Origin of the sequence: Micromonospora sp. NPDC050187, assembly GCF_044459745.1 — a bacterium.
Taxonomy (GTDB): Bacteria; Actinomycetota; Actinomycetes; order Mycobacteriales; family Micromonosporaceae; genus Micromonospora.
In genome coordinates this window covers 182,390-196,049 of sequence record NZ_JBITJH010000004.1, presented here as the reverse complement: position 1 = coordinate 196,049, position 13,660 = coordinate 182,390, and the positions used below count along the sequence as shown (strand labels likewise).

The following is a 13,660-nucleotide window of genomic DNA, read 5'->3' as shown; positions in this document are numbered from 1 at the left end:
TCTTGACTTACCTTTCCCGAGCCTATACACGTTGCAGGGCAACGTCACGCAGTGTCGCCAGACAGAATCAAGGAGTATCCGGATGCCGGAAGACATCGGGTCGACCGTGCCGCGTCGACAGCTCGGTCGACTGCTGCGCCAGTTCCGTACCGAGGCGGGCGTGACACTCGACGCCGCCGCCGAGGCGCTGGAATACAGCCGGCAGAAGATCTGGCGTATCGAGTCCGGCATGGGGTCGGTCCGGGTTCTCGACGTCAGGGCGATGTGCGAACTGTACGGAGTGTCGCCGGAGATGACCGAGACCATGCGCGAGCTGGCCGTCGAGACCCGGTCCAAGGGTTGGTGGCACACGTACGGCGACGTGGTGCCGAGCTGGTTCGAGCTGTACGTCGGCCTGGAGTCCGCCGCCGCCCACCTGCGCTGCCATGAGGAGTCGCTGATTCCCGACCTGCTCCAGACCCGCGAGTACGCGCAGGAGATCCATCGGCTCGACCGACCACAGGCGAGCGAGGAGCAACGGGGACGCGCGGTCGAGTTCCGCCTGCACCGGCAGTCACTGGTGACCCGGCGCACCCCTGCCGCACCCCGGGTGTGCCAGATCCTCTCCGAGGCCGCGCTACGGCGCGTCGTCGGCGGGGCAGCGCTGATGACGTCCCAGCTCCAGCGGCTCATCGACGTCAGCGCCCTGCCGAACGTGACGATCCGCGTCCTCCCGCTGGCCGCCGGGCCGCCACCGGGCGCGGCGGCCGGCTCGTTCGCGATCCTGGACTTTCCGGCGGCCCGGGGCGGTCGGACCGCGGCGGAACCGTCGGTGGTTTACAGCGAGTCCCTCACCGGCGCGTTCTACCTCGACAAGCCCGACGACCTGGCGGCCTACGAGCAGACATGGCAGGGCATCGACCGGCTCGCGCTGGACGAGGGCGAGTCCGTCGACCTGATGAAGAAGTTCATCGGAGAGTTGCGGCACGACTGAGCGCCGGCGCGGACGGCGACAGTCCGGGCAGCCCCCGGGAGCGAACTCCGGTTCGTCTCCTCCTATCGATTGGAACGTCCATGAACATGCTGTCGAAAGTCGCTGTCGGCGCGGCCGTGGCCGTGCTGGGCGCCACGCTGGGCGCCGTCCCCGCAACCGCGTCCTCCCTGGTCGTCGACGGCCACTGCGACACCCCGTACGGCGGCATCGGGCACCATTGGGAATTCGAGTGTTCCGCGTCGGCGTCCGGCGGCACCGGCAGCTACCGCTACTCGTGGCAGCAGCTCATACCGTTCGTCTATTTCGACGTCGACCAGGGCCCCGTGGCCACCGGATACTGCTCGGCGTACAACACCGTCGGAGTGCGCGTGACGGTGACCAGCGGCGCGGAGACCACCACCCGGGACATCCGGTTCGACTGCCACTACTGAGAGGCCGCCGGCCGCCGACGGGTCAGCGAGGCCGTCCCGGAGACGACAGCTCCACACGGCGGCCGGCCAGGACGGGATCGGGCGTGCCGCGGCGGAGGACCACCGGCCCGTCGCGGCCACGCCGGTCACAGGTCCTTCTCGAAGCAGAGCTGGTTGTACGGCGAGGGGCTGTAGGAGGTGATCTCCCGGTATCCGCTGCTGCGGTACAGGGCGATCGCCTCGCGGAGCGAACCGTGGGTGCCCAGCCGGACCACGCCCATGCCGTGCGCGGCGGCGTCGGCTTCCAGGTGTTCCAGGAGACGTCGGCCCAGGCCGAGGCCACGGCTCGTGGTGTCGGTCCACAGGTGACGGATCTCCGCGACGCCGGGGGCCAGCCGGACCCAGGCGCCACACCCGACTGCTCTGCCGTGCTCGCAGGCGAGCAGGAGATTGCCGTCCAGGTCCTCGGGCGGGGTCAACGTCGCTTCGTTGTAGCCTTCCGGGAAGCGTTCGGCCAGTTCGGCGGCGTACCGGCGCAGGCACCACCGGGCCCGTGGGTCGTCCGTCGCAACCGGGGTGACGGTGACCGCCGCCAGCCGCAGCAGCCGCCGGACCTGGTGCTGGGCAGCCACCAGTTCCTCCTGCTGGCGTGGGCTGAGCCCGCCGAGCAGGGCGACGACACCGGCACGAGACCGATCGTCGAGGACCCGGCGTTCCCGGCGGCCGGCGTCGGTGAGTTCGGCGACCCTGGCGCGACCGTCGGAGGGGTGCGGGACGACGCGGACCAGGCCCTGCTCTTCGAGGATCCGCAGCAGCCGGCTCAGATACCCGGAATCGAGGCCGAGGCGATCGCGCAGCTCGCGAACGGCGGCGCGGTCACCGATCTCCCAGAGCAGCCGGGACGGCCCGAGCGGGCGGTCGAGGCCGAGGTAGTGATCGGTCAGCAGGCCCAGACGCTCGGTGTAGAAGCGGTTGAAGTCGCGTACCCGCTCGATCAGGTCAGTCTCCACCCCGTCGAGATTATCTGACCCGAGTCAGATGAATCACCGGCGCGCGGGACCCGGCCTCCGCCGGGGCACGGTCGATGCCTACAACATCTCCCCGACGACGCTCGCCGACGCGGATCTGCGCGGTGCCGGTCTGCGGGGCAGTCTCCTGCGCGGGGCGGACCTCCGTGGTGCCCACCTGCGCGGCCGGGCACCGACCGGGGCCGATCAGACCGGCCGGTGTCAGCAGGGTGTCTGTCCGCGCGCCGCCGAGCTGCGGGACACGGACCTACGGGACGCGGACCTGAGGTGTGTGCCCATGGACAGCAGGACCAGCCTGCCCGACGGAATCCAACCCCCAAGGCCGGGCGAGTGCGACCGACCCTCTCGGCCCGGGCCACGCCGCTCAACTTCGGCGGTTGACCACCGCGAACGCGACCGCCCCGACCAGGATCTCGGCGAAGAGCAGCAGCCCCAGCACCATCGCCGCCTCGGCACCGAGCGCGATGACGATGGCCGCCACGCCGGTGAGCGGAAACGCGACCAGGCCCAGCACGGCCAGGGCCCGGGTGAGGACGGCGTCGTCGCGTTCGTCACCGGTCTGCGTCCACGCCCGTTCGAACACCGTCGCACCTTCCGGGCGCCTACTCAGCCGCCACGTCATCACCAGGACGGCGAGCAGCCCGACCACCGCTCCCAGGAGGAAGCCGACGCCCATGTTGCCGGGAGCGTGCTCCCGCAGCAGCAGACCCACGGCGACCAGCAGCGCCAGAATCGCCAGGAAGACGCCGACGACGACCGCCTTCCGCATGGCTGTGCGTCCCTCAGTCGACATGGAAGATCTCCTCGACGGTGCGGTGGAAGTGACGGGCGATGGCGATGGCCAACGGCAGGGAGGGGTCGTAGCGGGCGGTCTCGATCGAGTTGATCGTCTGCCGGGAGACACCCAACGCCTGGGCCAACTCACGCTGGGACAGCCCGGCGGCGAGCCGTAACTCACGGAGGTCGTTCCTCATCAACACCCCCGGCGTCAAGTGACCTTGTCACGACAAGGGTGCTTGACACCCTCCACGCATGTCAAGGACACTTGTCCTCGTTGTGACCGGAGCCACGGCACCCGAGGCCGACCCCAACCAGACAGACCCTGACGACGCCGCTGTTCCCCGTGCCAACCGTCATCGCAGCGACTTGAATAGCGATGTGCAGGCGAGCAGGGACGGGCGGAGTTGGCGGATCGGCACCGCCACCGACGTGGCGTGGATCGCCGGTCACACCACTGCCGGCATCTCGGTCACCACCGCCATCCCGCCCATCTTCGACGCCTACGCCACCACGTACCAGGCCGCCGATGTCACCGTCGACGCCTACGAGAACGCCCTGGTCGAGGAGCTCATCGCACACACGCCCGACCAGCCCTGGTGGCTGGCTTACCTCGACACCGGCGCCCACGACATCGTCTTTCCCCACGCCCCCAGGGTGTCGCTCTACTGGGACTGGTCGTACGTGCTGGTCGAGGCCGGGCCCGAGCAGGCCCTCACCTGGCGAACGGGGCATATGCGCCACGGACACGGATCGCTACCCGACCTGTTCTTCCCCGCGGCCCGATCATGGCTGGTCTCCGCGCTCTGGGACGACACCTGGACCTGCGTCGGCGGCCCGGAACCGCTGATCGCCACCCTGCAACGGAACCCGCTGGCCACCGCGCGCCGGGTCCAGCCCGACGAAGACGCGCTGCCACCGGGCCTGACCCGCGAATGAGAGTTCTGCGCCCAACCCGGCCGACCGCATTGTCACACCCCATGGGAATTCCACGGAAATAGCAATTTCCGTTTCCATTCAGTAGGGTCGGATTGCGACTGCAACACCTGGTCTTCCGCTATCCCCTCTCCTGTCCAGGCGGCAGTTCCACGTTTCGCCGACGGCGTCCGCATGTAACAAAAATTGACACGAGAGGAGCCTGTTCCCATGACCGAGGACACCGGATCGACCGTCCCCCGGCGACAGCTCGGACGAGCCCTCAAGGAGCTACGCGTCGAGGCGCAGATGACCCTGGACGGCGCGGCCGAGGCCCTCCATTGCAGCCGTCAGAAGATGTGGCGCATCGAAGCCGGACTCGGCCCGGTCCGCCCCCTCGACGTCCGCTTCATGTGCGAGCTGTACGGGACGAGCCGCGACCTCTCCGACGCCCTCACCAACCTCGCCGCCGAAACCAAGGCCAAGGGCTGGTGGCACTCGTACGGCAACGCCGTCCCCGACTGGTTCGAGTTGTACGTCGGCCTCGAACAGACCGCCTCCCACCTACGCGGCTACGACGAGTCCCTGATCAACGGGCTGCTACAGACACCTGCCTACATACGGGGCGTGTTTCAACACCGCGACGACGTGACCGAGGAGAAGTTGGAGCGGTACGTTCAGGTCCGGCTGCAAAGGCAGGGCGTCCTGAGGAGACGCCTCCCCCAGGCACCAGCAGTAACGATCTTCCTCGCCGAGTCCGTCCTACTCAAGAGGATCGGCGACGCAGCCACGATGGTCGAGCAGTTGACACACCTCCTGGAGATCACAGAGCTTCCAAACCTCTCGATCCGTGTGCTGCCTCTGACAGCAGGAGCACACTACGGGGCACTGGCCGGAACATTCATGATGCTGAGCTTCCCCCCGGGCAACCGATCCAAGCCGGATCCGCCAGTGATCTACTGCGAGTCCCTGACCGGGGCCCTGTATCTTGACCGCCCCGAGGAGGTCACCGCCTATGAGAAGGTGTGGACGAGCCTCGACGCGCTGACGCTTGCCACGGGAGAATCAAAGCAGCTCATCAACAGGATTCTTGGGGAGGTTCACGGTGCTTGACCTGACGAAGGCACGCTGGCGCAAGAGCACTTACAGCGGCGATAACGGTGGTGCGTGTGTGGAGATAGCTACCAACGTTTCCGGAATCGTTGCCGTGCGGGACAGCAAGGACCGGGCCGGTGGGGTGCTCGCGTTCCCCGCCATGACGTGGGCAGCCTTCACCCGCACCCTTCGGTAGCGCTTCGGCGCGCGGCCACCGGCGGCGGCGAACACCGAGGTCAGGGCCAGTCGATCCGTAGCGGCTGCCCGACGAAGTGTCCGTACGGCCCGAACGCCTCCTCGATTTGGGCCCGCTCCGCCGCGTCGAGGGTGACCAACGGGGCCATCCGTACCACCGTCTGCTTGCGCCCGACGGTGCGCTTCCAGGTGGCCACCACGCGGCCGGAGCGGACCACCGTCGACTGGAACACCCCGTTGCCACCGGGGATGATCGCCGACAGGTGCTCCCGGTCGACCATCAACGACCGGTCCTTGAAGCCGAGCAGGTACTCGTCGAAGCCGGGCAGGGTCCACAGGTCGTCGACGGGTGGCGGGGGCCCGGCGTCCCGCAGTTCGGGCGTCATGACCATCTCGATGCCGTCGACCCGGACGGTGGTCAGGGCGTCGCCGGCCGCCGCGATGCCCCGTCGGGCGTCGACGGCGGTCAGCCCGGTCCAGCCGGCGAAGTCCTGCCGGGTGGTGGGGCCATGGCTGCGGAAGTAGCGCAGCGCGATGGTGGCCAGCGCCTCGTCGCGCTCCGGGCGGTGCGGGTCGGGCACCCACTCGTCGAGCAGCACGAAGGTCTGCTCGTTGCCGACGTGCGGGGCGATGCAGAGCACGCCGCGCTGGCTGGCGTACCACAGCAGGTGGTAGAGGAGCTGCCCGGCGCAGTCGACGCCGGCCTCGGTGAGCGCCTGGCGGCACTCGTCCCGGGTGAACCGGCCGCCACCGGCCAGCGCCGCGCCGAGCACCTCCACGGCCCGGTCTGCGGTCTGCTCGCCCAGCCCGAGGATCTCCCGGCGGCGCGCCGCGCCAACCAGGGCCCGTTCGCCCAGCACCGCGAGCATCCAGTGCGCGTCGCGGGGCGGCACCAGGTGCACCGTTCCCCGCATCGGCCAGGTGCGCAGCGCCTCCCGCCGCTCCAGTGCCTCCTGCACGTCGGCGACGGTGGAACCGGGCAGCCGCACGCCGAGCGACCAGAGGCCGCTGGCCATGTCCTGTGCCTGCATCGCGCCGAACCACTCGACCACTCCGGCGACGTCACGCGGCGGGGACATGTGCCCAGGGCGGAGCAACAGGCTGGCCATCCGCCAGCCGAGCGCGTCCCGCGTGCTGAACTCCACCGTCGTGTCTCCCCACCCGTGTCCGCCGCCCCTGCCCCCACATGTCTAGCGCAAGGGTCCGACACGCGTCCCGACGCCGGCCGTGGTCGCCGCCGGCTCGACCACGCGGAACCCGGCGGGCGGTGCTTAGCGGCCCGGTGTGGAGAGGTCCGGACGGTCGGCGGCCAGGCAGGCCAGCGCCTGCGACCGGTGGTCGAAGACGAGGAAGACCGACTCCAGCCGCATCGTGTGCAGCACGGTGAGGACGAACCGGGAGGGTGCCACCAGGCAGAACGACCGGCCCTGCTGCCGGGCCTCACGGTGGGCGCGGACCAGCAGGCCGAGGCCGGTGGAGTCGAGCATCCCGACCCGGCACAGGTCGAGCACGACGTCCCGTTCCCCGCAGAGCGCGGCGGCGAGCGCCTCCCGCAGGACATCCGCCACCAGCACCTCGATGTCGCCGCTGGGAGTGAGCACGACCGCCTCGGGCAGTTCCTCGACGTCCACCCGCCAGGCGCGCGGCCCGGTCGTCGGGCCCGCCGGTCCGTCGGCGTCCGGAGGCGGCGCGACCAGGGACGCGACGGTGCAGCCGGCGCAGCGGTGCGGCCCGACCGCGAAGGGCGACCCCTCCCAACCGTGGTCGTTGAGCACGGTCCAGACCACCTCGGGCTCCGGGAGGACGGCGGGAACCGCCTCGACGGAGTTGCCGCACCGGTCGCAGATCAGGTTGACGGTGCCGGAGCGCAGTCCGGGTACGACCGTCATGCCCGCCCCCCGGGGTGGGGGGTCCGGCCACGGTGCCGGCGGCCGGACGTCGTGGCGGCCCTCACCGCGCGCGGACCGGGGCGGTGGCGCGGGCCCGGACCGGCGGGACCGGGACGCCCGTGGCGGACGGCGGGACGCCGACGGGGGCGGCACTAGCCACGGGCAGGGTGCCGGTGCCGGGAGTGCCGGGGGCGTCGGCCGGGCCCGACTCGACGACGACGTGGAAGACCTGGTCGACCCGGGCGACCTGGAGCAGCCGCCGGATCCGGGGCGACGGGTCGCGCAGGGTGAGCGCTCCGCCGAGTCGCCACATCCGCCGGTGCGTGTCGAGCAGCAGGCCGATGCCGGCCGCGTCGACGTGCGCGCACGCCGACATGTCTATCACCAGTCGGGCCGGCCGCCGGGCGACGACGGCGTCGACCACCGGGCCCAGCTTCCGCACCCCGGTCAGGTCCAGCGGTTCGGTGACGGTGATCTCCATGTGATCCGTGCCGTGGTCGCCCTCTGCGCCCCGCCCGTTCCCGTTCACCGCACCTCCCGATGCTCGCCGCGGGTCAGCCACGGCCCAGCCTTCTCCGAAGGTGTGGCGGTCGTCTCCCGAATATGTGACGGATCGATGACAAACACCGCCGCGGCCGGTCCCTGCCCCCGCCCGGTTTGCGGTGGACCGGGTCGGGCGGGTGATGATGGGCCGCATGGCGGGAGTGCTGGTGATCGAGGACGACGACCGGATCCGGCTGTCCCTGGTGCTGGCGCTGGAGGACGAGGGGTACGCCACACGTGGGGCTGCCACCGCGGAGGAAGGACTGCGCGCGCAGCGCGCCGAGCCCGCCGACACGGTCCTGGTGGACCTGATGCTGCCCGGCGTGGACGGCTTCGAGTGCATCCGGGAGATCCGCCGCTCCGACGACGTGCCCATCGTCGTGGTCAGCGCCCGGGACGACACCCACGACATCGTCGCCGCCCTGGAGGCCGGCGCCGACGACTACCTGGTCAAGCCGGTCGCGATCAAGGAGCTGACCGCCCGGCTGCGGGCGCTGCGCCGACGCGCCCGGGCCGCCGCCGGGGTGACCACGACCGTGCCGACGCTCGTCTTCGGCGACCTGGAGATCCGGCCCGACGGTGGTGAGGTCCGGCTCGGCAGCGAGCCGGTGGCGGTCACCCGCACCGAGTTCCGGCTGCTCTGCGAGCTGGCCCAGCATCCCGGTCGGGTGCTGTCCCGGCAGCAGTTGCTCGAACGGGTGTGGGGCTACACGGTCGGCGACGAACGTCTGGTCGACGTGCACGTGGGCCGGCTCCGGCAGAAGATCGAGCAGGACACCACCGCACCCCGGCACCTGGTCACCGTCCGTGGGCTCGGCTACAAGTTGCAGCGATGAGACGGGCCGGGCTACGGACCCGGGTGGCCGCCGGCTTCGCCGCCGGCGCACTGGCCCTGTCCACCTCGATCGCCCTGGCGTCGTACCAGTTCACCCGGAGTTCGCTGCTGGCCGAGCGGGAACGCACCGCGGTGCGGGCCGCCTACTTCGACGCCACGATCGTGCAGGCCGGACTGACCGGCGAGCGGCCGGACATCATCGAGGTGCTGCGGTCGCTGGACACCGGGGGCGACCGGCGGGCCGTGCTGCGCCGCGACGGGATCTGGTACGCCCGCAACGTCGACGCCGGGGTCACCACCGGCATCCCCGAGCGGATGCAGCAACTGGTCGCCGACGGCACCCCGGCGGTGCAGCGGATCCGCGCCGACGGGCAGCCGGCCGTGGTGGTCGGAGTGCCGCTCTCCCCCACCACCGCCTACTACGAGGTCGACTCCTTGCAGGAGCTGGAGGAGACGCTGCGCACGGTGGCCCTGGTGCTGACCGCGGTCGCGGTCACCACCGCCGTGGCCGGCGCGGGGATCGGCTGGCACATGACCCGGTACGTGCTGCGCCCGCTGCGCCGGGTCGGCGACGCGGCCGAGGAGATCACCGCCGGGGACCTGAGCGCCCGGCTGGACCCGGCGACCGAGCCGGACCTGGCCCGGCTCACCACGTCCTTCAACCACATGGTCGACCAGTTGTCCCGGCGGCTGGAACGGGACCGTCGGTTCGCCGCCGACGTCAGCCACGAACTCCGGTCGCCGTTGCAGACGCTCTCCGCCGCGGCGAGCGTCCTGCACCGGCGGCGGGACCACCTCGACGACCGGACCCGCACCGCCACGGACCTGGTCACCGACGAGATCGCCCGGTTCCAGACCCTCGTCAACGACCTGATCGAACTCGCCCGCAGCGACCAGCCGGCCGAGCGGACCCGGGTGGCGGTCGGTGACCTCGCGCGGCAGGTGTGCCGGGGGCGGGGGCTGCCCGAGACGCTGGTCGGGGTCACCGGGCCGGGCACCTGGCTGGTCGACCGGCGGCGGGTCGAGCAGCTGCTGGGCAACCTGCTGGACAACGCGGTCCGCCACGGCGGTGGCCCCTGCGCCGTCCGGCTCACCGCCGAGGACGGGACGTACCGGGTGGAGGTCGACGACGAGGGGCCGGGCGTCGACCCGCAGGACCGGACGCTGGTCTTCGACCGGTTCGTACGCGGGCGCGGGGCCCACGCCCGGGGCGGCGGCGACGGCACCGGCCTGGGGTTGGCGCTGGTGGCGCAGCACGCCGCCGCGCACGGCGGGCGGGCGTACGTGGTGGACCGGCCGGGCGGGGGCGCCCGTTTCCGGGTCGACCTGAGGGAGCCCCGGTGCTGAGCGACGACACGCGACGGGCCGCCCTGGTCGCGGCGGCCGGGTTGCTCGCCCTGGCCGGCTGCGGGGTCTCCGCCGAGGGGGTGCCCCGCGAGGTGACCCCGCCGCAGGGGCCGTTCCCGGCGGTCGGGTCCCCGGCCCCGGCGGCCACCGAGAGCGGCACCGTGCTCCAGCGGCTCTGCTACGTCCGGGACGACCGGCTGGTGGTGGTCAACCGCCGGGTCCGCACGTTGCCGACCGCCCGGGAGCAGATCGAACTGCTGTTGGACGGTCCGGTCGCCGTCGAGCAGGACGATCGGCTGACCAGCGCCCTGACCGGGGTCAACGTGGTCACCGACGTACGGGTGACCGGCGGCGAGGCGACGGTGGCCGTCGGCGAGCGGCTGGCCGGCACCGGACGCAACGACGAGGTGCTCGCCTTCGGGCAGATCGTCTGCACCCTGACCAGTCGCGCCGACGTGGACCGGGTCACCTTCGTGCAGGGCGGTCAGCGGCTCGGGGTGCCCCGGGCCGACGGCTCGCTCTCCACCGGTCCGCTCACCGCCGCCGACTACGCGGCCATGGTCTCCCCGCGCTGACCGGGGGCGGGGTGGGTCGCGCCCACCCCGCCCGTAGTCGCTACAGCGTCCGGGCGAGCCGGTCGGCGAGGATCCGGGTGAACCGGGACGGGTCGGCGAGCTCCCCGCCCTCGGCGAGCAGTGCCATGCCGTGCAGCAGCTCGGCCGTCTCGGTCAGCACCTCCTTGTCGCCGTCCTGCTCGTGCGCCGCGCGCAGCCCGGTGACGAGCGGGTGGGTCGGGTTCAGCTCCAGGATCCGCTTGACCGGCGGAACGTCCTGCCCCATCGCCCGGTACATCTTCTCCAGGGTCGGGGTCATGTCGTGCGCGTCGCCCACGATGCACGCCGGGGAGGTGGTCAGCCGGGACGATAGGCGGACCTCCCGCACCTGGTCGGAGAGCTGCTCGCCCAGCCAGGTCAGCAGCGCCTCGAAGTCCTTGCGCTGCTGCTCCCGCTCCGGTTCGGCGTTCTTCTTCTCCTCCTCGGTGTCCAGGTCGACCTGGCCCTTGGCGATCGAACGCAGCGGCCGGCCGTCGAACTCGCCGACCCGCTCGACCCAGACCTCGTCCACCGGGTCGGTGAGGATCAGCACCTCGTAGCCCCGGGCGCGGAACGCCTCCATGTGCGGCGAGTTCTCGATCATCGACCGGGACTCACCGGTCATGTAGTAGATGTCGGTCTGGCCGTCCTTCATCCGCTCGACGTACTGGGCGAGGGTGGTCGGCTCGGTCTCGTCCCGGGTCGAGGCGAGCGAGGTGATCTCGAGCAGGGTGTCCCGGTTCTCGGTGTCGTCGATCAGCCCCTCCTTGACCGCACGACCGAACTCGGTCCAGAAGGTGCGGTACCGGTCGGGGTGCTCGGTCATCATGGTCCGGACCGTGGACAGCACCTTCTTGACCAGGCGGCGGCGGACCGCCCGGATCTGCCGGTCCTGCTGGAGGATCTCCCGGGAGATGTTCAGCGACAGGTCGTGGGCGTCCACCACGCCCTTGACGAAGCGCAGGTAGTCCGGCATCAGCGCCTCGCAGTCGTCCATGATGAAGACGCGCTTGACGTAGAGCTGGACGCCGCGCCGCCCCTCCCGGGCGAACAGGTCGAACGGCGCGTGGGACGGGAGGAACAGCAGCGCCTCGTACTCGAAGGTGCCCTCGCCCCGCATGTGGACGATCTCCAGCGGGTCGACCCAGTCGTGGCTGAGGTGCTTGTAGAACTCCTTGTACTCGGCCTCGTCGACCTCGCTGCGCGGGCGGGCCCAGAGCGCCTTCATCGAGTTGAGGGTCTGGACGTCGGTGGTCGTCTTCCCCTCGTCGTCGGTGCGCTCCACCGTCATCCGGATCGGCCAGGCGATGAAGTCGGAGTACCGCTTGACGATCTCGCGGATCTTCCAGTCGGCGGTGTAGTCGAAGAGGTTGTCCTCGCTGTCCTCCGGCTTGAGGTGCACGGTGACCGAGGTGCCCTGCGGGGCGTCGTCGACCTCCTCGATGGTGTAGGTGCCCTCGCCGGTGGACTCCCACCGGGTGCCCCCGGCCTGCCCGGCCCGCCGTGAGACCAGCTCCACCCGGTCGGCGACCATGAACGTGGCGTAGAAACCCACCCCGAACTGGCCGATGAGGTCCTGCGAGGCGGAGGCGTCCTTGGACTCCCTCAGCTTCCGCAGCAGCTCGGCCGTACCGGACTTGGCGATCGTGCCGATCAGCGTGACCACGTCGTCGCGGGACATGCCGATGCCGTTGTCCCGGACGGTCAGGGTCCGCTTCTCCCGGTCGACCTCGATGGCGATGTGCAGGTCGGAGGTGTCGACGTCGAGCTCCTTGTCGACCATCGACTCCAGCCGCAGCTTGTCCAGCGCGTCGGACGCGTTCGAGACGAGCTCCCGCAGGAAGACGTCCTTGTTCGAGTAGATCGAGTGGACCATCAGCTGGAGCAGCTGGCGTGCCTCGGCCTGGAACTCGCGCGTCTCGACCCCGTTGCTCACGGGAGACTCCTTTCCGCGTGACAGATGGTGTCGCCGGACAGGATACGAGCCGGCGGGCCGGAACCCCGGCAGGGGCGACCGCTGACGCGCGGCTCAGCAGGTGGGGGGCGGTGCGGACCCGGCGGAGCTGTCGGCGGCGACTGTTACGGTGCGGTCGCCGTGGATGTGCCGAGCCGGAGGTTGGCGTGACCATCAGTACCCATGTGACGATGTTCGACGGTCTGCCGATCGTCCGCTTCAAGCGGGAGGTGGAGCTGCCGGCCGACCCGTCGGCGGTGGCCTGGCGGGTCGAGGCCCCCGACTACGACTCGTCGCCGGAGGAACTGGCGGCCGAGCTGGACGCGCTGCTGTCGCGGGTGCCGGCCGACGCTATCCGGGCCCTGGTCGTCGGACGGTGGGGCAGCGCCTACGACACGCCGGCCCCGGTCGAGCTGCTGGTCTCCCTCGCCCCCCGGCTGACCGGCCTGCGAGCCCTCTTCCTCGGCGAGATGACCTTCGAGGAGTGCGAGATCTCCTGGATCCGGCACCGGGACGTCACCGGACTGCTGGAGGCGTACCCGGCGCTGGAGGTGCTGCGGGTGCGCGGCGCGGAGGGGCTGACGTTGGAGCCGGTGCGGCACGAGGCCCTGCGCGAGCTGGCGTTCGAGTCCGGTGGCCTGCCGGCCGAGCTGGTCCGGGCGGTCGGCGAGTGCGACCTGCCGGCCCTGGGCCACCTGGAGCTGTGGCTCGGCGTGGACGACTACGGCGGCGACGCGACCGTGGCCGACCTCGCCCCGGTGCTGGCCGGCGAACGTCTGCCCGCCCTGCGACACCTGGCGCTCTGCAACGCCGAGATCGCCGACCAGGTCGCCGCCGCCGTGGCCACCGCACCGGTCGTGGCCAGGCTGGAGGTGCTCGACCTGTCCCGGGGCACCATGACCGACGCCGGGGTCGACGCGCTGCTCGCCGGTCAGCCGCTGACCCACCTGCGCCAACTCGACCTCTACCACCACTACCTCTCCGACGAGGCCGCGCAGCGGGTCGTCGCGCGGCTTCCCGGGGTGCGGGTCGACGTCTCCGACCCGCAGGAGGCCGACGAGGACGACGACGAGGTGTACCGCTACACCGCCGTCGGGGAGTAGCAC

16 protein-coding genes and 1 pseudogene are annotated in these 13,660 nt (G+C 71.2%); 10 read left to right on the top strand and 7 right to left on the bottom strand.

Translation table 11 applies throughout. The features are described 5' to 3' along the window. The first annotated feature begins 82 nt into the window (after window positions 1-82). Complete coding sequence (locus ACIBJE_RS08755; protein WP_396745112.1) at window positions 83-973, top strand: helix-turn-helix domain-containing protein; 891 nt, start codon at window positions 83-85, stop codon at window positions 971-973. An 86-nt stretch (window positions 974-1,059) separates the two neighbouring features. Further along, complete coding sequence (locus tag ACIBJE_RS08750) at window positions 1,060-1,404, top strand: hypothetical protein (RefSeq protein ID WP_396745109.1); 345 nt, start codon at window positions 1,060-1,062, stop codon at window positions 1,402-1,404. Between the two features lie 125 nt (window positions 1,405-1,529). On the opposite strand, the gene ACIBJE_RS08745 is transcribed toward ACIBJE_RS08750, so the two are convergent. Then, window positions 1,530-2,393 carry a GNAT family N-acetyltransferase gene (locus ACIBJE_RS08745; protein ID WP_396745106.1) on the bottom strand — a complete coding sequence of 288 codons (864 nt, stop codon included), beginning with the start codon at window positions 2,391-2,393 and terminating at the stop codon, window positions 1,530-1,532. Between the two features lie 28 nt (window positions 2,394-2,421). Between ACIBJE_RS08745 and ACIBJE_RS08740 the strand changes: the two are divergent. Continuing rightward, window positions 2,422-2,562, top strand: a pseudogene (locus tag ACIBJE_RS08740) (pentapeptide repeat-containing protein); the annotation flags it as partial. A gap of 213 nt (window positions 2,563-2,775) precedes the next feature. On the opposite strand, the gene ACIBJE_RS08735 reads toward ACIBJE_RS08740, so the two are convergent. Together ACIBJE_RS08735 and ACIBJE_RS08730 are read right to left on the bottom strand one after the other, a co-directional pair. Continuing rightward, on the bottom strand, window positions 2,776-3,204 hold the full coding sequence (locus tag ACIBJE_RS08735; RefSeq protein WP_396745103.1) for a hypothetical protein: 429 nt from the start codon (window positions 3,202-3,204) through the stop codon (window positions 2,776-2,778). Then, complete coding sequence (locus ACIBJE_RS08730; protein WP_396745100.1) at window positions 3,194-3,385, bottom strand: helix-turn-helix transcriptional regulator; 192 nt, start codon at window positions 3,383-3,385, stop codon at window positions 3,194-3,196. The genes ACIBJE_RS08735 and ACIBJE_RS08730 overlap by 11 nt, the downstream gene beginning before the upstream one ends. A 184-nt stretch (window positions 3,386-3,569) precedes the next feature. Between ACIBJE_RS08730 and ACIBJE_RS08725 the strand changes: the two genes are divergently transcribed. From ACIBJE_RS08725 to ACIBJE_RS08715, 3 genes are all read left to right on the top strand, one after another. Then, complete coding sequence (locus ACIBJE_RS08725; RefSeq protein WP_396745097.1) at window positions 3,570-4,127, top strand: hypothetical protein; 558 nt, start codon at window positions 3,570-3,572, stop codon at window positions 4,125-4,127. A gap of 207 nt (window positions 4,128-4,334) precedes the next feature. Next, window positions 4,335-5,216 carry a helix-turn-helix domain-containing protein gene (locus ACIBJE_RS08720; protein WP_396745094.1) on the top strand — a complete coding sequence of 294 codons (882 nt, stop codon included), beginning with the start codon at window positions 4,335-4,337 and terminating at the stop codon, window positions 5,214-5,216. Then, a complete protein-coding gene (locus tag ACIBJE_RS08715; protein WP_396745091.1) occupies window positions 5,209-5,394 on the top strand; it encodes a DUF397 domain-containing protein in 186 nt (61 codons plus the stop codon). The genes ACIBJE_RS08720 and ACIBJE_RS08715 overlap by 8 nt, the downstream gene beginning before the upstream one ends. Before the next feature lie 40 nt (window positions 5,395-5,434). Here the strand turns inward: ACIBJE_RS08715 and ACIBJE_RS08710 are convergent, their stop codons facing one another. From ACIBJE_RS08710 to ACIBJE_RS08700, 3 genes are all read right to left on the bottom strand, one after another. Continuing rightward, on the bottom strand, window positions 5,435-6,538 hold the full coding sequence (locus ACIBJE_RS08710; RefSeq protein ID WP_396745088.1) for a winged helix DNA-binding domain-containing protein: 1,104 nt from the start codon (window positions 6,536-6,538) through the stop codon (window positions 5,435-5,437). 126 nt (window positions 6,539-6,664) lie between these two features. Continuing rightward, on the bottom strand, window positions 6,665-7,282 hold the full coding sequence (locus ACIBJE_RS08705) for an STAS domain-containing protein (protein ID WP_396745085.1): 618 nt from the start codon (window positions 7,280-7,282) through the stop codon (window positions 6,665-6,667). Between the two features lie 61 nt (window positions 7,283-7,343). Next, the gene (locus ACIBJE_RS08700; protein ID WP_396745082.1) at window positions 7,344-7,811 is read right to left on the bottom strand and encodes an STAS domain-containing protein; all 468 of its coding nucleotides are present in this window, start codon (window positions 7,809-7,811) and stop codon (window positions 7,344-7,346) included. A 166-nt stretch (window positions 7,812-7,977) separates the two neighbouring features. On the opposite strand from ACIBJE_RS08700, the gene ACIBJE_RS08695 reads away from it, so the two are divergent. The 3 genes from ACIBJE_RS08695 to ACIBJE_RS08685 are packed head-to-tail and all read left to right on the top strand — an operon-like array spanning window position 7,978 to window position 10,582. Further along, the gene (locus tag ACIBJE_RS08695) at window positions 7,978-8,661 is read left to right on the top strand and encodes a response regulator transcription factor (protein ID WP_396745079.1); all 684 of its coding nucleotides are present in this window, start codon (window positions 7,978-7,980) and stop codon (window positions 8,659-8,661) included. Then, window positions 8,658-10,007 (top strand): sensor histidine kinase, encoded by a 1,350-nt coding sequence (locus ACIBJE_RS08690; protein ID WP_396745076.1) that lies wholly within the window; start codon window positions 8,658-8,660, stop codon window positions 10,005-10,007. Before ACIBJE_RS08695 ends, ACIBJE_RS08690 begins: the two co-directional genes overlap by 4 nt. After that, complete coding sequence (locus tag ACIBJE_RS08685; protein WP_396745073.1) at window positions 10,001-10,582, top strand: GerMN domain-containing protein; 582 nt, start codon at window positions 10,001-10,003, stop codon at window positions 10,580-10,582. The genes ACIBJE_RS08690 and ACIBJE_RS08685 overlap by 7 nt, the downstream gene beginning before the upstream one ends. Before the next feature lie 40 nt (window positions 10,583-10,622). Here the strand turns inward: ACIBJE_RS08685 and htpG are convergent, their stop codons facing one another. After that, on the bottom strand, window positions 10,623-12,536 hold the full coding sequence (gene htpG / locus ACIBJE_RS08680; RefSeq protein ID WP_396745070.1) for a molecular chaperone HtpG: 1,914 nt from the start codon (window positions 12,534-12,536) through the stop codon (window positions 10,623-10,625). A gap of 185 nt (window positions 12,537-12,721) precedes the next feature. Here htpG and ACIBJE_RS08675 point away from each other — a divergent pair, with 185 nt between their 5' ends. Then, window positions 12,722-13,657, top strand: coding sequence for an STM4015 family protein (locus ACIBJE_RS08675; protein WP_396745067.1), 936 nt, complete (start codon window positions 12,722-12,724; stop codon window positions 13,655-13,657). Window positions 13,658-13,660: the final 3 nt, after the last annotated feature.

Excerpts from the sequence above, each read along its gene's own strand:
- ACIBJE_RS08755 (WP_396745112.1), top strand. The coding sequence starts at position 83 with ATGCCGGAAGACATCGGGTCGACCGTGCCGCGTCGACAGCTCGGTCGA.
- ACIBJE_RS08750 (WP_396745109.1), top strand. The coding sequence starts at position 1,060 with ATGCTGTCGAAAGTCGCTGTCGGCGCGGCCGTGGCCGTGCTGGGCGCC.
- ACIBJE_RS08735 (WP_396745103.1), bottom strand. The coding sequence starts at position 3,204 with ATGTCGACTGAGGGACGCACAGCCATGCGGAAGGCGGTCGTCGTCGGC.
- ACIBJE_RS08730 (WP_396745100.1), bottom strand. The coding sequence starts at position 3,385 with ATGAGGAACGACCTCCGTGAGTTACGGCTCGCCGCCGGGCTGTCCCAG.
- ACIBJE_RS08720 (WP_396745094.1), top strand. The coding sequence starts at position 4,335 with ATGACCGAGGACACCGGATCGACCGTCCCCCGGCGACAGCTCGGACGA.
- ACIBJE_RS08705 (WP_396745085.1), bottom strand. The coding sequence starts at position 7,282 with ATGACGGTCGTACCCGGACTGCGCTCCGGCACCGTCAACCTGATCTGC.
- ACIBJE_RS08695 (WP_396745079.1), top strand. The coding sequence starts at position 7,978 with ATGGCGGGAGTGCTGGTGATCGAGGACGACGACCGGATCCGGCTGTCC.
- ACIBJE_RS08690 (WP_396745076.1), top strand. The coding sequence starts at position 8,658 with ATGAGACGGGCCGGGCTACGGACCCGGGTGGCCGCCGGCTTCGCCGCC.